General features: G+C 67.2%; 18 protein-coding genes. 6 read left to right on the plus strand and 12 right to left on the minus strand.

Annotation, left to right across the window (positions count from 1 at the left end):
• Positions 1–3: 3 nt before the first annotated feature.
• Together ABIA65_RS17415 and ABIA65_RS17420 are read left to right on the plus strand one after the other, a co-directional pair.
• Positions 4–306, plus strand: a complete 303-nt coding sequence (locus ABIA65_RS17415; protein WP_354524339.1) for a hypothetical protein — start codon at positions 4–6, stop codon at positions 304–306.
• 231 nt (positions 307–537) lie between these two features.
• Positions 538–1,248 (plus strand): DUF305 domain-containing protein, encoded by a 711-nt coding sequence (locus ABIA65_RS17420; protein ID WP_354524340.1) that lies wholly within the window; start codon positions 538–540, stop codon positions 1,246–1,248.
• 13 nt (positions 1,249–1,261) lie between these two features.
• Here the strand turns inward: ABIA65_RS17420 and ABIA65_RS17425 are convergent, their stop codons facing one another.
• The 4 genes from ABIA65_RS17425 to ABIA65_RS17440 all read right to left on the minus strand — a co-directional run bounded on the left by ABIA65_RS17425 (position 1,262) and on the right by ABIA65_RS17440 (position 5,662).
• Positions 1,262–2,458 carry a sensor histidine kinase gene (locus tag ABIA65_RS17425; RefSeq protein WP_241400336.1) on the minus strand — a complete coding sequence of 399 codons (1,197 nt, stop codon included), beginning with the start codon at positions 2,456–2,458 and terminating at the stop codon, positions 1,262–1,264.
• Positions 2,455–3,210: a response regulator transcription factor gene (locus tag ABIA65_RS17430; RefSeq protein WP_502919578.1), complete on the minus strand. Its 756-nt coding sequence runs from the start codon at positions 3,208–3,210 to the stop codon at positions 2,455–2,457. Before ABIA65_RS17430 ends, ABIA65_RS17425 begins: the two co-directional genes overlap by 4 nt.
• Positions 3,211–3,293: 83 nt before the next feature.
• Positions 3,294–3,902, minus strand: coding sequence for a TetR/AcrR family transcriptional regulator (locus ABIA65_RS17435; RefSeq protein WP_241400334.1), 609 nt, complete (start codon positions 3,900–3,902; stop codon positions 3,294–3,296).
• Complete coding sequence (locus ABIA65_RS17440) at positions 3,902–5,662, minus strand: N-acyl-D-amino-acid deacylase family protein (RefSeq protein WP_354524342.1); 1,761 nt, start codon at positions 5,660–5,662, stop codon at positions 3,902–3,904. Before ABIA65_RS17440 ends, ABIA65_RS17435 begins: the two co-directional genes overlap by 1 nt.
• Before the next feature lie 369 nt (positions 5,663–6,031).
• Between ABIA65_RS17440 and ABIA65_RS17445 the strand changes: the two genes are divergently transcribed.
• The 4 genes from ABIA65_RS17445 to ABIA65_RS17460 all read left to right on the plus strand — a co-directional run bounded on the left by ABIA65_RS17445 (position 6,032) and on the right by ABIA65_RS17460 (position 8,605).
• Complete coding sequence (locus tag ABIA65_RS17445) at positions 6,032–6,655, plus strand: TetR family transcriptional regulator (protein WP_354524343.1); 624 nt, start codon at positions 6,032–6,034, stop codon at positions 6,653–6,655.
• A 137-nt stretch (positions 6,656–6,792) separates the two neighbouring features.
• Positions 6,793–7,323 (plus strand): TetR/AcrR family transcriptional regulator, encoded by a 531-nt coding sequence (locus ABIA65_RS17450; protein WP_354524344.1) that lies wholly within the window; start codon positions 6,793–6,795, stop codon positions 7,321–7,323.
• A gap of 68 nt (positions 7,324–7,391) precedes the next feature.
• Positions 7,392–8,111: a maleylpyruvate isomerase family mycothiol-dependent enzyme gene (locus ABIA65_RS17455; protein WP_354524345.1), complete on the plus strand. Its 720-nt coding sequence runs from the start codon at positions 7,392–7,394 to the stop codon at positions 8,109–8,111.
• Positions 8,112–8,344: 233 nt separating this feature from the next.
• Positions 8,345–8,605, plus strand: coding sequence for a CDGP domain-containing protein (locus ABIA65_RS17460; RefSeq protein WP_371746834.1), 261 nt, complete (start codon positions 8,345–8,347; stop codon positions 8,603–8,605).
• A gap of 38 nt (positions 8,606–8,643) precedes the next feature.
• Here ABIA65_RS17460 and ABIA65_RS17465 read toward each other — a convergent pair whose 3' ends face one another.
• The 8 genes from ABIA65_RS17465 to ABIA65_RS17500 form a co-directional block, all read right to left on the minus strand.
• Positions 8,644–9,861: an acyl-CoA dehydrogenase family protein gene (locus ABIA65_RS17465; RefSeq protein ID WP_354524346.1), complete on the minus strand. Its 1,218-nt coding sequence runs from the start codon at positions 9,859–9,861 to the stop codon at positions 8,644–8,646.
• Positions 9,858–11,195 (minus strand): LLM class flavin-dependent oxidoreductase, encoded by a 1,338-nt coding sequence (locus ABIA65_RS17470; RefSeq protein WP_354524634.1) that lies wholly within the window; start codon positions 11,193–11,195, stop codon positions 9,858–9,860. Before ABIA65_RS17470 ends, ABIA65_RS17465 begins: the two co-directional genes overlap by 4 nt.
• Positions 11,196–11,233: 38 nt before the next feature.
• Complete coding sequence (locus ABIA65_RS17475) at positions 11,234–12,925, minus strand: dipeptide ABC transporter ATP-binding protein (RefSeq protein WP_354524347.1); 1,692 nt, start codon at positions 12,923–12,925, stop codon at positions 11,234–11,236.
• On the minus strand, positions 12,922–13,782 hold the full coding sequence (locus tag ABIA65_RS17480) for an ABC transporter permease (RefSeq protein WP_354524348.1): 861 nt from the start codon (positions 13,780–13,782) through the stop codon (positions 12,922–12,924). Before ABIA65_RS17480 ends, ABIA65_RS17475 begins: the two co-directional genes overlap by 4 nt.
• Entirely contained in the window at positions 13,782–14,747 is a 966-nt protein-coding gene (locus tag ABIA65_RS17485) for an ABC transporter permease (protein ID WP_354524349.1), read from the minus strand. Before ABIA65_RS17485 ends, ABIA65_RS17480 begins: the two co-directional genes overlap by 1 nt.
• The gene (locus tag ABIA65_RS17490) at positions 14,744–16,408 is read right to left on the minus strand and encodes an ABC transporter substrate-binding protein (RefSeq protein WP_354524350.1); all 1,665 of its coding nucleotides are present in this window, start codon (positions 16,406–16,408) and stop codon (positions 14,744–14,746) included. The genes ABIA65_RS17485 and ABIA65_RS17490 overlap by 4 nt, the downstream gene beginning before the upstream one ends.
• A gap of 169 nt (positions 16,409–16,577) precedes the next feature.
• Positions 16,578–18,914 (minus strand): isocitrate lyase ICL2, encoded by a 2,337-nt coding sequence (gene aceA / locus ABIA65_RS17495; protein ID WP_241400324.1) that lies wholly within the window; start codon positions 18,912–18,914, stop codon positions 16,578–16,580.
• A 148-nt stretch (positions 18,915–19,062) separates the two neighbouring features.
• Positions 19,063–19,614 carry a hypothetical protein gene (locus ABIA65_RS17500; RefSeq protein ID WP_354524351.1) on the minus strand — a complete coding sequence of 184 codons (552 nt, stop codon included), beginning with the start codon at positions 19,612–19,614 and terminating at the stop codon, positions 19,063–19,065.
• Between the last annotated feature and the right edge of the window lie 46 nt (positions 19,615–19,660).

Here is a 19,660-nt window from a genome sequence, read left to right on the forward strand (position 1 = left end):
GACATGAGAACAAGCATCAAGGCAGTCATATCGACGGCTATTGCGGTCGGGGGTGCGCTCGCGGCCGCTGGCCCCGCGGTCGCAGCGCCGCACGAGGCGGGGTCGGCGGCAGACACCATCGTCTCGCTGCAGGAGAGTGGCTACACGGTAATCGTGAACAAGGTCGGCAGCGCTGCACTTGAGGATTGCACCGTCCGTGCCATCCGACCCGGACGCAAGATCACAGAGATGCGTAGCGATATTCGCGACCGCACTGTCGAGAAGGTCGTGTACACAACCGTGTACCTAGACGCGGAATGTCAATGACCTAGATCGCCCGATACTCGAGTGTGACGTCCGCTGGTAAAGTTCAAAACCCCGTCGACAACTCCTCGGCGTGTGAATTCGCCTGCTGCGACGAGGTGCGCGGCCGCCGGTCGTGGAGTGCTGCGCGCGTCTTTACTGAATCTTTATCGAACGACGAGCAGGCCCATATTTGGTCTCCGTAGGGTCGAAACCAAGACGGCCTAAGTGTCACTCAACGAAAGAGGAATACGCGTGTACAACAAGCGAATTGCAGCGATTGCGGCGCTGGCCGCGGCTGCGCTCACAGTCAGTGCCTGTAGCGGCGAGGGAGGCGACACTCAAGCGTCGCAGACCTCGCCCGCAGTGACGGCCACGTCAACGCCGACAGCCGGCACCGAGGCCCACAATGCCGCCGACGTGACGTTCGCGCAGGGCATGATCCCGCACCACCAGCAGGCGATTGAGATGAGTGACATGCTGCTGGGCAAGCAGGACATTGACCCGCGGGTGGTGTCGCTGGCCAACGAGATCAAGGCCGCTCAGGGCCCGGAGATCGAACAGCTGCAGGGTTGGCTGAGCCAGTGGGGTGTCTCGACTCCCGCAACGACACCGGGCCACGACATGCCGACCAGCAGTATGCCGGGCATGCCGGGCCACGACATGCCGACCGGCAGTATGCCGGGTATGCCGGGCCACGATATGCCGGGCGGTGACATGCCGGGTATGAGCGGACACGGCATGATGTCCGCTGCGGACATGGCCGCACTCGAGGCCGCCCAGGGGACAGAGGCGAGCCGACTGTTCCTCACTCAGATGATCGCGCACCACGAGGGTGCGGTCACGATGGCGCAGCAAGAGGTCGACGGCGGTCAGGATCCGGCGGCCGTCGCGCTGGCCCGCGCGATCATCGACACCCAACAGCGTGAAATCACCACCATGCAGGGGATTGTCGACTCACTGTAGGTCGGATCCTGCGTCACCGCCGGCCTCGGAAAGTGCCGGCGGTGACGCGAGCCGGCGCGGCTGTCCCTCGTGCGGCCTGCGGTGCGCGTAGCGGCATGACGATCGTGAAGGTGGCGCCGGTGCCCAGGCCGTCGCTGGTGGCTGTGATGTGCCCGGCATGGGCTTCCACGAGTGCCGCCGTGATGGCCAGACCGATACCCGCCCCGCCGTGCTCGCGGTCGCGGGCCATGTCCGCGCGATAGAACCGTTCGAAGAGATGCGGCAGGTGCTCGGCGGCGACACCCTCGCCGTCATCGGTCACCTGCAATACCAGATTGTCGCGGTTCACCCTGGCGCTCACGCCAACTCGCCCGCCGGACGGGGTGTGGCGCAGCGCGTTGTCGAGCAGGTTCCCCAGCACTTGAGCGAGTCGCTCCGGATCTCCGAACAATGGTGGGAGGCCAGCGGGGACGTCGGTCGTCAGGGCGACGCCCTTGGCGTCATAACGCTCTTGAGCGGCGGCGACCGCACTGCCGATGAAATCGGGCAGAGCGACCGACGTGAATGCCATTGAGGTGGCACCCTCTTCGGCCTGAGCCAGTGCTGCGACATCGTCGGAGAACCGCACCAGGCGCCGGGTCTGGTCGCGCAGCATGGCGGTGGTGTCAGGGGTCAGTGTTCGCACCCCGTCCTCGAGAGCCTCCATGTACGCCTCGAGAACCGATACCGGTGTGCGAATCTCATGGGCGAGATCGCCGAACAGTCGCCGGCGGGTGGCGTCAACGGTTTCAAGTCGCCCGGCCATCTGGTTGAAGGCCTGTGCGAGCGTGTCGAAGTCGTCGCCGAGATGCGGTGGGGACACCCGGATGTCGTATCGGCCCTCGGCGACGGCGGTGGCCGCGGCGGCGACCTCGGTGACGGAGCGTTGCAGCCGTCGGCTGACGTACCAGCTCACCGCCAGCGCCGTCATAGCGGAGACGGCCAGCGCGCCACCAACCGAGAAGACCGTGGCGTATCGGTAGGCCTCAACCGCGTGGGTCTCCTCGTGAGAACTCGCGGCAACTCCCGCACGGTGCAGGTGCTCTCGAAACAGCGGCGGCCCGACGATGGCGGCGACGATGAATGTGGTCGCCGCGCCTGCGGCAAGCACCAATGCCTGAGCCATGAGGAGGCGCAGGCCAAGGCCCGGGCGCCGCCGTGACCTTCGCGCCCTACGCGAGGTCTGGCTCATTGCCCGGATCCCATGCGGTAGCCCACGCCGCGGATCGTGATGATGTAGCGCGGCTGGGCGGCGTCGTCACCCAGCTTGCGTCGGAGGTGACCGATATGGACGTCGATGAGGTGGTCGTCGCCGACCCATGGCCCGTCCCGCACGGTCTCAAGGAGCTGGCGGCGGGTCAACACCACTCCGGGGCGGGCCGACAGTGTTTCGAGGATGTCGAATTCGGTGCGGGTCAACATGATCGGTTCATCGTCGATCGTCACGTCCCGTGCGGCGACGTCGATACTGAGCGGGCCGAACTGCCGCGGGGGCGGCCTGTCGTCGGCAGCTGCGGCATCGACCGGTGTCTGTACGCGTGGCCGGCGCAGCATCGCCCTGATTCGCGCCACCAGTTCGCGCGGGCTGAACGGTTTGGTGACGTAGTCGTCGGCACCGACAGTGAGCCCCACGATGGTGTCCATCTCGGTGTCGCGCGCGGTCAGCATCACCACGTAGGCATCGGAGAAGGTGCGCAGCTGCCGGCACACCTCCAACCCGTCGACGCCGGGAAGCCCCAGGTCCAGGATGACGACGTCGGGGTCCAGCTCTCGCGCCACGGCGATGGCGTCGGAACCGTTGAAGACAACGGTCGTCTCGAACTGGTCACGCTCCAGATAACTGGCCACCACCTCGGCAAGGGGCGCCTCGTCATCAACTACGAGTGCCCGGTATCCCTGTGCTCCGCTTGGCGGTGGCGCTGATGTGCCGTCCATGGTCTTCATCGTGCCCGGTCTCGGCGTGGGGCGGCCGTAGACGCCCGCTGTCGGCGAAGTCTTGAGCAGATCTTCACACGACCCTCACCGGTTCAGCGCCGACACATGCGGTGTTCGACCGCCGCCCCAATCCAGCGCTGGAGGTATCCCCGCAGTGCGTCGCCGGTGCGAGGTGGCCGCCCGGGGTCGGCGATCAACGACTGCAGAATGCGCATCGCGTGTTCGTTGAGCTCATGGAGATCGGTGTCGTCGAATCCTGCTGCCTGCCAGTCGACGTCGTAGCGCAGCAGCATCGAGTTACCGAGCTGCAGGGATGCATCGGAGGTGACCGACGCAATGAACGCTCCGGAGCGTTCGGGCGTGAGCAGCAGCCGGATGTACTTGTCCTGCTGGAGCAGATCGAGGGTGAAGATCATGGCTTCGACGATCGCTACGGCGGGGTCGGTGATGCCGGTCAGGTGGTGTGCGAGATCGTCGAGGAATCCGTTGGCCGAGTCCATCGCCGCCGCCACCAACAGTGCCTCGGTGCTGGGGTAGTACCGGTACACGGTCTGGCGCGTCACACCGAGATCGCGGGCGACGTCGGCGAGGCTGACCTCGATGCCCTGCGTGTCGATCGCGGATTTGGCGGCCGCAAGGATGCGCGCGCTGGCCTCCTCGTCGCTCGCAGGCGTCGCACCGCCCCACCCGCGTGTCCGCATCAGCGCGCGCCGCGCACCAAACGGCCGGGGCGGGCACCTGTGTCGACACCGTGGCGGCGGGTCACCGTCCCGCTGACGACGGTGGCGACGTAGCCGCTGGCGCCCTGGATGAGCCGTCGGCCCCCGGCCGGTAGGTCGTAGGCCATCCGCGGCGGGTGCAGGGTCAGCGCTTCCATGTCGATGACGTTGATATCCGCCTTCTTGCCAACCGCGATCGTGCCGCGGTCGGTGAGGCCGAACAGCTCGGCCGTGTCATGACACTGCTTGCGAATGACGAATTCCAGAGGCAGCTTCTCGCCGCGGTGCCGGTCGCGGGCCCAGTGCGTGAGCAGGAAGGTGGGGTAGGAGGCATCGCAGATCATGCCGCAGTGGGCGCCGCCGTCGGACAGACCCGAGACCCCCGCCGGGTGGGTGAGCATCTCGCGGATGGCGTCGTGGTTGCCGTCGGCGTAGTTGAAGAACGGCAGCATCAGCATGGACCCGGCATCTGATTCGAGCATCAGGTCATACAGCGTGGCGAGCGGGTCCTCGCCCCGATCGCGCGCGATCGCCGCGACGGTGCGATCGGGCGTGGGCTCGTAGTCGGGTGGGTCTCCCATGGCGTACAGCCGGTGCAGCGAGTGCTGCACCAGGGCGAACATCGCGTCGAACTGCACGGCCGGGTCGGGCGGCAGATCGTCCTCGGAGAGGATGGCGGCCTTGACGGTCGGGTCGGCAAGCCGGGCCGCCAGTTCCGCGAGCGTGCACTCGGCCTTCAACCGCCGGAAGGTGGGGCGGTGGGTGAACGCGTGATGCCCGGGGAAACCGAGCAGCATGCCGAACGGTCGCGCGGCGATCTGCGGATACAGTCGGCTGCCGGCCTGGTGCGCGGCCGCCGAGATGTCCAGTTGTTCCCGCCACAGGTTGGGGTCGGCATCGACCTGGATCAGCGCGAATGACACGGGGCGGTCGATTTCGGCGCCCAGTCGCTGCATCCACTCCAGTTCCTTCTTGGGTGCGACGATGTCCTCACCCGCAGCCCCCTGCGGGGCGAGTTCGAACACCGCCTGACCGCCGGCCGCCATGGCGCGACCCAGTCCGAACAGTTCGTCCTCGGCGGCGAAGGTACCGGGGACGGGTTCACCGTCCATCGCGCGATGGGCCAGGGTGCGCGAGGTGGAGAACCCCAGCGCGCCGGCCTCGACCGCCTCCTGCACCAATCGGCTCATTGCCGCGATGTCCTCGGGTGTCGCGGCCTCATTGCGGGCCCCGCGATCTCCCATCGCATAGGCACGCACCGCGCCGTGCGCCACCTGGCTGCCCACGTCGACGGCGAACTGCTGTTGCCCGATGACATCGAGGTAGTCGGGGTAGCTCTCCCAGCCCCACGAGATGCCCTCGGTGAGCGCGGTACCCGGGATGTCCTCGACACCCTCCATCAGCTTGATCAGCCATTCCTCGCTGCCCGGTCGTACCGGTGCGAAGCCCACGCCGCAGTTGCCGGTCACCACAGTGGTGACGCCGTGCCCGCTGGACGGCTCGAGCAGGCTGTCCCAGCTCACCTGACCGTCGTAGTGGGTGTGGATGTCGACGAACCCCGGTGCGACGATCCGGCCCGTCGCGTCGATCGTTTCGGTGGCATCGCCGTCCAGCCCGGCATCTCCTGCACCGCGCCTGCGCACCTCGACGATCCGGCCGTCCTTGATGCCGATATCGGCGAGGTACCGCTCGCTACCGGTGCCGTCGACCACGGTGCCGCCGGTGATTTTGAGATCGAACACGGTTGTCTCCTCACTCGCGCCGACCACCGAGGTCGGTCATACACCGACGATCATGTGTATGACCTGAAGCTAGGCCCAGGCGGTGAACTGAGTCAATAGACAGTTGCGTTGTGGACCACCCGGGCCGCTGGGACCGGTCTACCGCTGCTCTGGACAGCAGGGGGCCGACGCCGGGCGGCGCCCCGATTGCTCGAGCGCGCACATCACGGCGCACCGAATCACAAACCGCGCCGCGGGGTGCCTGACCCACTGGGCTGCCTTCTGCGAGATGGGCATCGCTCACTCCTCCATAGCCGTGTCAGATACCCATGCAGGGTATAACGACCGTGACAAAGGCCCGCGCGGTGCTGGCGGGCGGTATGTGTCACGATGTCGGGCGTGGTGAAATCGGTCGGTTTGAGAGAGCGCCGCCGCCGCCAGACGAGTCTGGAGATCCATCGTGCAGCCCTGGAGTTGGCTAGCGAGCGGGGTTTCGACAATGTGACCGTTGAGGAGATCGCGACTGCCGCTGGTGTCTCGCCGCGCACCTTCTTCAACTATTTCACGACCAAGGAATCCGCGATTGTCCATGCGCCGCTGGATATTACGGCGGAGCAGGCAGCCGAGTTCGTTGCATCCAAGCGGACCCGCCACTCTGAGATCCTCGATGACGCGATCGCCGTGATCAGTGCAGGCTTGGCGGAGAGCCCGCCCAGCCGGCAGCAGATGGCTGACCTGCGCACTGTGGCACTGAACAGTGTGGCCGTGAGTTCGGCCGTACTCGCCGAGTTCGACGCCTTTCAGCGCAGGCTCGCGGTCCTGATCGCGCAGCGGACGGGCGCGGAACCCGACGACGACATTCCCGTCCTGATCGCGTCCCTCGCGCTCACTGTCGTGCGGGTGGGAATGGATCGTTGGGCAACCATCGAATCTGAGAAGAGTGACAGCCCGGTGCCACACGTGCAGCACGCCGCCCGCTTGGTGCAGGGCTTCTTCTCGGCCCCCGGGCGCTGAGGCGGGTCACCCGAGTGTGACCATGCACATAACGCAGTTATTGCAGTCTATGCAAGAATTTGCCCATGGGTAGAGCAACGATCAGTCAGCAGAAGTGTTCCCGAACCGCGACCTCCTCCGATATTCATCGTGCTGCAGTGGAATTGGTCGGTGAGCTCGGCTTCGATCAGGTCACGGTGGAGCAGATCAGCGATCGTGCCGGAGTCTCGGTGGGCACCTTTCTCGAGTGTTTTCCCACCAAGGAATCCGCGGTGGTGACCAGCATGCCGCCGTTCAGCGCCGAGGCGATTGCGCTGTTTCGTGCCGGTCGCGGAGCCCGGGACCTCTACGCCGATTTGGCTGCGTTGGCGGCCAGTCAGATTGCCGAGGATCTGGACAGTGACGCGGAGTTTCTGGCCGCCGCCAAGGTCGTCATGGACGTTCCCGCGCTGACCTACCGAGTGCTCAAGGATTTCGCGGTGCTGGAGCGACGGCTCGCTGACCTGATCGCCGAACGGCTCCGACTCGACGTCTCCACGCGACGTGTGCAAATGGTCGCCGCGACGTTCATGTCCGCAGTCCGGGTGGCCCTCACGCGATGGGGATCGCATCCGAACCGCGTCAATCTCTACGATGAAATCCGCTGGTGTGCCGCAGAACTCGATGACGCTCGAGACCTGGCCGCCTAGCGACGTGCTCCGGCGAGCGTAGAGGTCGCCTACGGCGCTGCTACATGACGCGCTGTTACCATGACGCGATGAAATCGGCTGATCACATCGTGGCGCTGCGCCGCGATGGTGACAGGATCGCTCATGGTGCAGAGGGTCGGCTTGACTGCAGCGTGCCAAGCTGTCCCGGATGGTCGGTCGCCGATCTGGTGTGGCATGTCGGAGTCGTCCACATGTTCTGGCGGATGGTTGCGAGCAATGCACTCGCGGGGCCGGAGGCTTGGACTGAACCCGACCGCCCCGAGAGCGCTGACCTGCTTTCGTGGTTTCGAAACGGTGTTGAACTGACCGCCACCGGCCTGGCAGATCTCGCCCCTGACGCACGGGCATGGACGTGGGGACAACGCCAGGATGTGCGGTTCATCCGACGCCGCCTGGCACAGGAAACCACTGTGCATTGCTGGGATCTCGTCAACGCCATCGGATGTGACGAGCCCATAGAGCAATTCCTCGCCGCGGATGGGGTGGATGAATTCCTCGACGAGGTTCTGCCAGGCCTCTCGCACGACCTGGGCGGGCCGACTCAAACCATCTGCCTGCGCGCCCGCGACAGCGGACAAACATGGACTGTGAGCGCAGGAGAGGGTTCCATTCACGTGACCCGAGGGGCCGCCCAGGCTGACGCTGCGGTGACTGCCAGCGCGCCGGATCTGCTGCTGCTCCTGTGGCGTCGCCACTCACCGAGTCAATTGCAGGTGGACGGCGACATCGCTGCGCTGCAACGCTTCTTGGCCCGAGGGAACTTCTGACCCCAGGCAAATCGGCACCTTTCTCGCATTACGAATCGGCGCTACCCTTGAGGGAGTCCTGAAAGGCCGCCGCGCGGATGCGGCGGCGATGGATCAGGACCCTGCGTCGTCGCCTCGAGGAGGTTGCGGTGGAGTCCAATTTCAGAGGTCTGATGAGCGCGGATCGGCGCCATCAATCACACGCGGCTTCGATTTCCTCACCCGCCTCATCGGCAACCCCACATACACACCGGGTGGGCGTCGTGGCGGGGCTGGTCGTGGCGGGCGTGCTGGCTGTCGGGAGTGTCTCGCTGACCGGAGCGGCACCCGCCAATGCCGGGTGCCAGGGCGGCTGGACACCCTGGGGCGGTGGCACCACGTGTGATGGGCCGATAGCGCAGGACGGCACGTTCCAGCGCTGCATCACGGCTGGCGCGATGGGATTCGGTGGCACCAATTGCTACCTGCTGAACATCAACAATCTGGCCAACCAGATTCCCTACGTGGGCCCGTGATTCACCTGCCCGTGCCGGGCGGGTAGCGCAGCCCGCACTCAGAAGTAGCCGCTTCCCGGCAGTTTCGTGCCGAGGACGTGGTATGCCCCGATGGCCTGCGCCTTGTAGGAAGTCGGGTTGTGCGACGCCAGCGTCCGGATGTTGCGCCAGTGCCGGTCCAGCAGATGGGTCTGGCGCACCACCGATGCGCCGCCGACGTCGAAGATCTGCGACGCCGCCTTCTGCGCGAGGGCATCCACGACGACCTTGGCGGCCGCCGCCTGCAGCGAGGCCTCATGGGCGAGTTTCAGATCGGGGTCGTCGCCGCGGACGTCGGCATCGAACGCGGCGGCCAGCGCATCGGCTGCCGCCAACACCGTTGCCTCCGCGGCGAACGCGGCGGCCGCGATCTCGCCGATCTCGAGCTGCAGCAGCGGATCATCTGCCGCCGCGGGAGTCGGCGCCCACGCGAAGCTGCGGGGCCGCTGGTGCACATGTGCCACCGCGTCGGCCCGCAGCGCTTGCAGCACACCGGCTTCCAGAGCGGTCACGTACAGCTGGAAGAACGCACCCGAGAGATACAGGGCAGGCGGCTCGGTGTCGGCGTCCGCAGGTGCGAACTGCAGGATCTCATCGGCCGAAACGGCGACATCGGAGAAGGTCGCAGTTCCAGTGCCGGTCGCGCGCTGACCCATGCCGTCCCAGTCGTCGAGAACCGTCACGCCGGCCCGGTCGGTGGGTACCAGGGCGATCACCGTCGCACCGTCGGGATCGCTCGCAATGACCTCGGCGTAGTCGGCGTACAGGGTGCCGGTGGTGAAGAACTTGGTGCCGTTGAGACGGAACCCGTTGCCGTCCGGACTGAGCTGGGTCTTCCAGGTGAACGCGCCTGCGGGTGTCGAACCGAGTTCAGTGGACGCGTTACCCACGATCGCACCGGACAGCGCCAGCGCCGTCACCCGCCGCCGTTGTTCCTCGTCGAGGCGCAGGCGCTCCTCGACGTGCGAGAAGTGCCCGCGCAGGATGTGGGCGACGTTCACGTCTGCGGTTGCCAGAGTGATCACGGTCGCGAACAGCTCGCGCAGACTCGCACCGCCGCCACCGTCGGCCCGCGGCACCCGCAGCGCGCCGAGGCGTTCCCGGCGGATCAGATCGATTGCGGAGAAGGGTCGTTCACCGCTGCGTTCGCGCTCGAGGGCACCGTCGCCGATCGCGGTGATCAGCGCGGCCAGCCGCTCGGATCCGTAGGTGACAGGGGCGGTGACGGTCGATGTCATCGGATGGCCTCTTCAGTGACTCGGCGGTAGCGGGCGGCACGGTGGCTCTCGGGCAGGCGTGGACCATGCCCGAAGATCTTGTCGCGCAACGTCCCCTCGGTGTACGCGGTCTTGTAGACCTCGCGCCGCTGCAGCTCGGGGACGACGTGGTCGATGAAGTCGATGAACGAGCCAGGAGTGATGACGTTGGTGAGGTTGAAGCCGTCGACATCGGTCTCCTCGACCCACTCCTGAAGATCGTCGGCGACGTGGGTCGGCGATCCCACGGTGAAACCACCTTCCGCGTCGATCGCCTTCGAGTCGATGAAGTCGCGCAGGGTCCACTGGCCCTGTCCGAACATCTGGACCGATGACTTCAGGAACTCGTTGTCGGTGACCGCAACCGGGTCGTCGAGGTCGAACTGAGACAGATCGGTGCCGAGCCATCCCGACCACAGCGCTAACGCACCCCGCGGATCCGTGTAGCGACGGAAGTCCTCGTAGCGCTCCTGTGCCGCCGCTTCGGTCGCGCCCGTCACGGCAACGTGGCCGTTGACGATCTTGACGTCGTAGGGGTCCCGGCCTGCGTCCGACGCTCGGGTGCGGATATCGGCCACCGCGTCGCGCAGTGCCTCCTTGGTCGGTGCCCCGACGAAGATGACTTCGGCGTTCTCGGCACCGAACTGCTTGCCGCGGGTTGATGCGCCGGCCTGATAGAGCACCGGGGTGCGCTGCGGGGAGGGTTCGCAGAGGTGGATCCCGGGGACTTGAAAGTGCTTGCCGAAGTGATTGATTGGATGAATCTTGGTGGGATCCGCGTAGTCGGCGCGCGCGGGGTCGGTGCCGACGGCGTCGTCCTCCCAGGAGCCCTCCCAGAGCTTGTAAAGCACCTCGGTGTACTCGTCGGCGATGTCGTATCGGTCGGCGTGCGGCGTGATGGTGTCGAGCCCATGATTGCGCGCCGCACTCTCCAGATACCCGGTGACGACATTCCAACCGACCCGGCCCTTGGTGAGGTGGTCGAGGGTTGTCATCCGGCGGGCGAAGTCATAGGGGTGCTCGAATGAGGTGGCGGCGGTGATACCGAATCCGAGGTTCTTCGTCACCGCTGCCATGGCGGACACCACCATCATCGGGTCGTTCACCGGTACCTGCGCGCCCGCGCGCAGCGCGGTCTCCGGCCCGCCGCCGTACACGTCGTAGATGCCCAGCACGTCGGCGATGAACAGGCCGTCGAACAGGCCGCGCTCCAACAGCGTGGCCAGGTCGGTCCAGTACTCGAGGTCCTTGTAGCGCACGGCCTGCGATTCGGGGTGCCGCCAGGTACCTGCGACGATGTGGGCGACACAGTTCATGTCGAACGCATTGAGGACGATCTGGCGCTTCCTGGATGTCAAAGGAGTCCTCCGGTGACGGTTTCGGGCTCGGCAGCCGGCAGGCTGGCGAGCAGTTGTCGGGTGTAGGGATGGCGGGGGGAGTCGAATATCTCTGCGGCGGTGCCGGATTCGACGACCTGCCCGTCGCGCATCACGAGAACGCGGTCGGCGACGTGATGGATGACGCCGAGGTCGTGTGAGATGAACAGGTAGCTCAGGCCGAGCTGCTCCTGCAGGTCGGCCAGTAGATCGAGGACCTGAGCCTGAATGGTGACGTCCAGCGCGGACACCGGCTCGTCGCAGACGATGAGCGACGGTTCCGGGGCGAGCGCCCGGGCGATCGCCACGCGTTGGCGCTGGCCTCCGGACAGCAGCAGCGGCCGCCGATCGAGGTGTTCGTCGCCAAGTCCGACGTCGTGCAACAGTTCGCGGGTGCGGCTGGTGCGGGCTGCGGCGTCCGGATAACCATCGGCGGGCAGCGCGTCGGAGATGATGCGGCGCACCGTCCATCGGGGATCGAACGAGCTGAGCGGATCCTGGTAGATCACCGAGATCCGTCGCCGACGCGGCCTGCGTTGCGCCTCGGACGCCTCGCTCCACGGCTCTCCGGCCAGCCGCACCGTGCCCTCATCGGGTTCCAGCAGGGCCAGCGCCAGGCGCGCTGTCGTGGTCTTGCCGGAACCGGACTCCCCGACGATGCCGAGGGTCTCACCGACGCCGACCGTGAACGACACATCCGAAACCGCGGTGCGCTCAACGCCGTCCGGGCCACGAAACCGCTTGACCAGGCCATCGGCCCGCAGCAGGGCGCCATCCGCGGAAGCATCGGTGTGGCGCAGGGCCTGGACCGCCCGCCGCGGTACGCCTGAGAGCCTGGTGCCCTTGCGGTGCGCGGCGGGCACCGCGTCGAGCAGCGCCCGAGTGTAGGGGTGCGACGGTGCGGTCAGTACCTCGTCGACGGTTCCCTGCTCGACCAGAAGGCCATTGCGCATCACCGCGACGCGATCGGCGAGACGGCCCACGACGGCGAGGTCGTGGCTGATCAGGATCAGTCCGGTGCCCCTGTCCTTCATGGCCGCCAGCAGGTCCAGGATCTGCGCCTGGATCGTGACATCGAGTGCGGTGGTCGGTTCGTCGGCGATCACCAGCGGCGGGTCCAGCGCGATCGCGGAGGCGATCAGGGCTCGCTGCCGTTGGCCGCCGGACAGCTCCTGTGGCAGTTGGCGTGAGCGCAGCTCGGGTTCGGGTACGCCGACGGCGTCGAGCAGCTCCAGCACGCGCTCGCGGCGGCGCGCCCTGTTGCCGAAACGGTGCAGCCGCAACGTCTCCGCGATCTCGGCGCCCACGGTGCGAAGCGGATCGAGTGAGACGAGGGCGTCCTGCAGCACGAATCCGACCTCGCGGCCCCGAATCCGCCGCCAGTCTCGGTCGCGGCTCCCGAGCACGGACCGGCCGCCGAGTTCCAGCCGCGTGGCACTCACCTGGGACGACGCGCCCGCGAGCCCGAGCAGGGAGCGGGCGGTGACACTCTTGCCGGAGCCCGATTCGCCGACTATCGCGAAGCACTCACCGGGCGCCACGGTGAAGGAGACGCCGCGCACCACCTCGCGACGGTCCCGGTGGGTGCCGAATGCGACGGCGAGGTCCTCGACCTGCAGCAGGGGAGGCCGGTAGGAGCTAAGCGACTCGGGGATGTGCGGAGTCGTCACGTGAGCCGTCCTTCGAGGCGCTGTTGGAGGTAGCGGCCGACCACGGTCACGGCCAGCGTGCAGCCGACGATCGCGAGGCCGGGGAACAGTTCCAGCCACCAGGCTGTCGACACGAAGTCGCGGCCCGCGTTGAGCATCGCGCCCCACTCCGGTGCAGGAGGTGCTACGCCGAGGCCGAGGAAGCTCAGCGACGACGCCCAGATGATCGACTGGCCGATGCCCATCGTGCCGAGGACCACCAACGGGCGCATCGCGTTGGGGAACACGTGCCGGGTGATGATCGTGCGCCGTGAGTGCCCGAGCGCTGTGGCGGCACTGACATATCCAGAGTCCTTGACCGCGATGACCTGGCCGCGCACCATGCGTGCGTATCCGACCGCGGAGCCGATCGCGACGGCCACGATCTGGGTTGCCACGCCCGGCCCGAGGATCGCGATGAACAGCAATGCGATGAGCAGACCCGGTATGGAGAGGACCACCTCGAGGAACCGGCTGATGGCACCGTCGGCGAGGCGGCCGCCCAGCCCGGCGGCGAACCCCAGGGCGATGGCCACGATCAGGGCGAGCGCGGTGGCGCCGACCCCGATGGCCAGCGAGCTCTGCGCGCCGTACACGACCCGGGTGTAGATGTCGCGGCCGGACGCGTCGGTGCCGAACCAGTGCTCGAAAGACGGTCCGCGCAAGGGAGTCTCGATGTCAGTGTCATAGGGCGAGCCGCTGGTGAAGACCCTGGGGGCGACAGCCCAGGCCAGCATCAGCAGGAGGTATCCGGCGGCGACGTAGACGGCGGGCCGCAACGTCCGTCGGCCCCCGCGCGTCAGGCCGGATCCGACGGTGACAACGTCCGCGACAGCCATCACGCGCTCCGCAGTCGGGGGTCGACGCGCCCGAAGGCGGTGTCCACCAGCAGATTTGCGATCACGTACACCGCGGCGACGAACAGCGTCACGCCGACCACCACCGGCATGTCCTTGGAGGTGACGGCGTCGACCAGCACGCGGCCCAGGCCTGGCCGCACGAACACCGACTCCACGATCACAGCGGTGGAGAACAGCGAGCCGAGAGCCCAGCCGGACAGCGTGAGACCGGGCAGCACGGCGTGGCGCAACGCATGTCGCCAGCGCACACCCCAGTCGCTCATGCCGCGCGCACGGGCCGAGACCGCGAACGGCTGCTCCATCGCGGACGAGAACTCGTCGCGTGTCACCTGGCCCAGGAAGCCGGCCAGCGGCAGGGCCAGGGTCAGAGCGGGCAGCACCAGCCCCTCGGGTCCACCGTCACCGACCACCGGCAGCACGCGCAGGTGGAACGCGAACACCACCAGCAGCACGATGCCCAGCCAGTACTGCGGAAGCGCGGCGAGGAAGATCTCCAGGCCAGAGCCGATGCTGGCCACCCAGCGGCGTCGGTGCGCGGTCAGCAGCGTGACCGCCACGGCGATCACCCAGGACGCGATCAGTGCGGTGATCGTGAGCACCAGCGTCGGCCCGAGCTGCTCGGTGATGATGTCGGTGACCGGCTGCTTGAGGATGTAGGACGTGCCGAGGTCACCGCGCAAGAGCCCGCCGAGGTAGTGCAGGTACTGGACGATCAACGGGTCGTTGAAGCCGTACTGCTCGCGGACCGCGGCGAGCTGCTCCGGTGTGGGTCGCGACCCCGCACCACCGAGGATCGTCTGCGCAGGATCGCCCGGCATCAGGTGTTGGGCAAGGAATGTGAGGGTCGCGGCGCCCCACAGCACGCCGATCACACCCGCGAGACGGACGAGCACCCGCCGCACCCGAAGGGGGATGCGGCGGGTAACGGGTACCGCCAGGGTCATGGTGCCAGCCAGGCGTCGTGCAGCACCGGCTCACCCTCGGACGGCTCGATCCACACATCCTTCAGACGCTTCTTGGCGACCAGTCGGGTGGTCTGCGGGTACAGCCCGAGGTGGTAGGCGTCCTTGGCGACGATGTCCTGCACCTCGCCGTAGAGTCGCGCCTGCTCGGCGACATCGGTCGCCGCCGCGGCCTTGCGGACCAGATCGTCAATGGCCGGGTTCTGCACCCACGACATGTTGTTGCCGGGAGCGGCCTTCAACGAGTCCGACGAGTAGACGATGGAGAGCACCGCGGGCGTCGGGCTGTTCCAGTACGCACCCGTGAGACCGTCGTAGGCGTTCTTGTCGCTGAACGCGGCGAAGTACTGATCCTGGGGCAGCGGCTTGAGCACGGCGTTGAAGCCGATCTCCTTCTCCGCGGCCTGAATGTTCTGGAACAGAGTGACATCGGCCGGTGGGGTGTCCCCGGGGTCGGACGAGTAGACCAGCGTCGCGCTCAGCTGCTTGCCGTCCTTGGTGCGGAAGCCGTCGGCGTCGCGCTGCGTCCAGCCCGCGTCGTCGAGCAGCTTGTTGGCCTTGTCCCTGTCGAGTTCGTAGAAGCTGCGCAGGTCCTTCTTGAAGTACGGGGTGGTCGACGACAGCGGACCCGGCTCCCAGTCGAAGACGCCGAGATAGGCGCTGCGGACGGCGGCTTCGGCGTTGGCGCCGTGGATGAACGCCTGACGGACCGCGGTGTCATCGAACGGGGCGTGCGTGGTGTTGAGCGCGATCCCGTTGGGCAGCCCGGTGTGGGTGAACTCCTGCAGCACCAGATTGGGGTCGGCCTGCAGCGCGGCGTCCTGCTGAGGCGGCGGGTTGAAGACGATGTCGGCGTCGCGGCCCTGCACGGCGGCGAATCGGACCGACCCGTCCTCGATGAACTTCCAGCTGACGTGGTCGAGGTAGGCCGGACCCTGATGCTTGGCGTCCGCAGGCGCGGAGTTGTAGTCCGGGTTGCGGTCGAGCTCGACACTCTGCCCGCGATTCCATGCCTTGACGATGAACGGGCCGGTACCGACCGGTGCCTGGCAGTTCTGATCCAGCCCGCGCGCCATCGCCTTGGGTGACTGAATCCCGAAGAACGCCTGAGAGAGCACCGGCAGCAGGGCCGAGTAGGGGGACTTCAGCCTCACCTCGAAGGTCGAGGGGTCGACGGCCCGCGACGACTCGTAGTAGGGCTTCAGGTAGCCGGCGTCGGTGGCGGACTCCGTTGCCGGATCGAGGATGTGCTCGAAGTTCGCCTGTACCGCGGCCGCATCCAGTGGTGCGCCGTCGTGGAACTTGACGCCCTGGCGGATCTTGAACGTGTAGGTCAGACCGTCGGGGGAGACCTCCCACGAGTCCGCCAGCCACGGAACCACCGAGCCGTCGGGCTTCTCCGAGACCAGGGAGTCGAGGTACTGCCGCGCGACATAGGTCTGCGGCATGTCGCCGAAGTTGTGCGGATCCAGGCAGGTCGGCTCGCGGTCGGTGGCGTAGACGATGGAGCCGCCGCTCACCGGAGTGCCGCCCGTCGCCGAGTCGTCCGAAGTGCTCGAGCCTCCACCACAACCGGCCAGGGCCAGGGCGGTGACGAGGGTGACGGCGGCCGGGACGGCACGACGATAGGGGGTTCGGTTCACTGGCAGGCCTTTCGGGCGTTCGTACTCCGCCGAAGCGCCGTGCTGACGGGCGGCTGAAAGGCTCGCGGAGTGTTGATGACGGCGTCACATTGCCGCACCGCCCGTATCCGCGACAGTGATGAGATCTACGCGATTCTTTGTCGCATGCAGTGGAGACCGACCCGCGCCGCTAGTCCTCCTTGCGGATCAGGCGCTGCAGGGCCTCCCGATCGGGGGCGAGCAGCTCGTCGATGCGGTCGTGATTCACGTCGGCGACGACGATCTCGCCGACGTCCTGGTGAACGTCGCGGAAGATACCGTGCGACTTCATCTTCTCGGTTTGATAGACGTTGTCCTCGGTGGGAGTGACGTAGTAGACGGCATCGGCCTTGAACCGGTGGATCAGCCACAGATGGATCAGGGTCATCAGGCGCTTCTGGCGCAACTGCTCGGCGAACGTGTTCTGGTCGCGCACCGTCAGGATGCTGCGGCCGTGCCGGTCCTTGATGGGATCGACCAGCACATTGGCGAGCAGTTCCTCACCCTCGTCGCGCTTGCCGTAGATGCCGAGTTCGAGCACCTCGCCGCCCGCGCGCCGGGGTCGCAGCTGCACGCGGAAGGACTCGCCGAGGTTGTAGTGCTCGCCCCAGAGCGCCAGCCACTCCTCGAGCAGCTTCTTGGGCACCTCGGTCTGCACCAGGTGCTGATGTTGAGTCGAACCCTTGCCCATCGACTTGGTGGTCGCCGTGCGCCCCGAGGACGCCGCGAGCGCCGCGTCGCTACGCGGGCCGCCCACCAGGGTCTGCGGCGTGCGGTAGGGCGACTCGACCAGCCGCATCTTGCGCTGCAGCCGGGCCAGCGCGAGCATGCCGTCCTGGCGTAGCGCGCTGGCGAACTCCTCGGCGGCGACGCCGTCGACCTGGTGCCCGCCATAGGTCATGAAGTTGAAGACGAAGCCCATCTTCCCGATCTCCTCGGGGAAGGCGCGCATCTCGTCGTCGCTCATACCGGTGGTGTCCCAGTTGAACGAGGGGGACAGGTTGTACGCCAGCATCTTGTCGGGATAGACGCTGTGGATCGCGTCGGCGAACTGCTTCGCATCCGCGAGGTCCGCGGTCTTGGTCTCCATCCACAGGATGTCGGCGAACGGCGCTGCCGCAAGTGATTTGGCGATCGCATAGGGGATGCCGCCGCGGACCTGGTAGTAGCCCTCGGGTGTCTTGGACCGTTCGCAGTCCCATGGGGCGTCAACCCCCAGCTGCCTTGCCCGCTCGCGCGCGGAGTGCAGCGATGCGGTCTTGGCGAACAGGCGCCAGTCCGCTGCCTTCATGTCCTGCGGTTCGCCCTCGCGCTCGCGGAACTCGAGCAGCTCCGCCACGGCCTCGCCGTAGGTCTGCAGCCCGGCATCCTCCTGCCAGGCCTCGACGAACTGCGACTCCACGCGGTCGAAGAGATCGTCGACCGACTGGTCCCCGTCGGCCCGCCACCCGGACGCGGCCTCGGTCACGGCCTTCTTGATGCCCTGGCGCTCGAGCCACGCGTCGGCGGCGGCGTACTCGTCGTCGGGAAGCGCGTAGAGCAGATGACCGTTGAGGGCGGTGACACCCGCGTCGTGGAAGCTGCGCACCAGGGCCAGGAAGCACGCCTTGTACGGCGGGATCCTCAGGTTGGTGACACCAAGGACGAACGGCTGGTCGCGTTCGTCGGCACGGCTGTCGATCAGGTTGGCCGCCTCGGCGTCGGTGCGCGCGACGATGATGCCGGGCACCCGCATGATGTCGAGTTGGAAGCGGGCGGTGTTGAGTCGCTTGATCTGTTCGTCGGAGGGCACCAGCACCTTGCCGCCCTGATGGCCGCACTTCTTGGTACCGGGGCGTTGGTCCTCGATGTGATAGCCCGGCACGCCGACCTCGACGAATCTGCGGATCAGGTTGCGGACGTGCGGATCTCCGCCGTGACCGGTGTCGGCGTCGGCGATGATGAACGGCCGGAAGTCGACTGCCGGGGTCGCGGCGCGCTCGGCGTCGGTCATACGCAGCCGTAGGTACAGCTGATTGCGGTCCGCGGTGAGCAGCGCGCGTACCAGTCCGGCCGCCTCGTCCGGTACCTGGCTCAGCGGGTAGCTGGCCAGGTCGGGGCCGGGGTCCTCGCTCAGCGACCCCTTGGCCGAGGTCGCCCACCCGCCGAGGTAGATGCCCTCGATGCCCATGCGCTTGATCGTGACGGCCTGCCCTGGTGAGTACGGGCCGAAGGTGGTGATGCTCTTGTGCTGGGAGAAGAGTTCGCGCAGGCGGGTGTAGAACGCCGCCGCCGTCTCCCGGGCGACGGTGTAGTCAATGGGGATCGTGCCGCGCTGCTCGGCGACCTGGCGGGCCGTGTAGAGCCGGGTAATCCCCTCAAAGCGCGGACTGTCGAAGTACTGCTGCGTGGCGGCCACATCCTGGTTGACGGACTCAGTGACCGACCCAGTGACCGACTCGTTCGCAGGCTGGGTGACGGACTTGCTGACAGGCTCGGTGATCGACATGGGCTGTGCTCCTCGCTGAGCGGATTCCGCTTATTGCCCGAGTGTATGGCTGGTGTGGCGCATCGAGTTTCAAATCGCCATCTCCACCACAGCATGCAGGCCAGGGCTCAGCCCTGGCCTGCATGCTGTTCAGTTGTGACTGGTGTGGTTACCGCGCACCGCCGACGCAACCGACGTTGTCGATGCAGAACTGGCCACCGCCGGGGCCGACGTTGGCGTCGGCACCTGGAACGTTGGCGCTGGCGCCGCCGGGACCTGCTTCGGCACCGGCACCGGGAACGGTGGCACTGGCGCCGCCGGGTCCCGCTTCAGCACCCGCGCCGGGAACGGTGGCTGCCGCGCCGCCGGGTCCGGCTTCAGCACCGGCACCGGGCACGGTGGCTTGGGCTCCATCGGGTCCTGCTTCAGCACCTGCACCGGGAACGGTGGCAGCGGCTCCGCCGGGTCCGGCTTCAGCACCGGCACCGGGCACGGTCGCTCCGGCCCCCTCCGGGCCAGCCACAGCACCTGCACCGGGAACCGTGGCCTGGACGCCGCCGGGTCCGGCAGTTGCGCAGCCCGGTGCGTTGACGTCGGCGCACGGCGGCGGCGGTGCCGGCTCAGCGAGCGCCGTCGGCACACCAAGCGGTGTGATGGCCAGGGCAGCAGCCGCTGCGCCAGCAATGAACAATCGCTTTGAGAAATCGCCGTTCAGGAACATGACAGTCGATTACCACCTGGGCGCGCGCACAAAACATCGAAAGCGA

Source organism: Mycolicibacterium sp. 624 (assembly GCF_040548615.1).
Lineage (GTDB): Bacteria > Actinomycetota > Actinomycetes > Mycobacteriales > Mycobacteriaceae > Mycobacterium.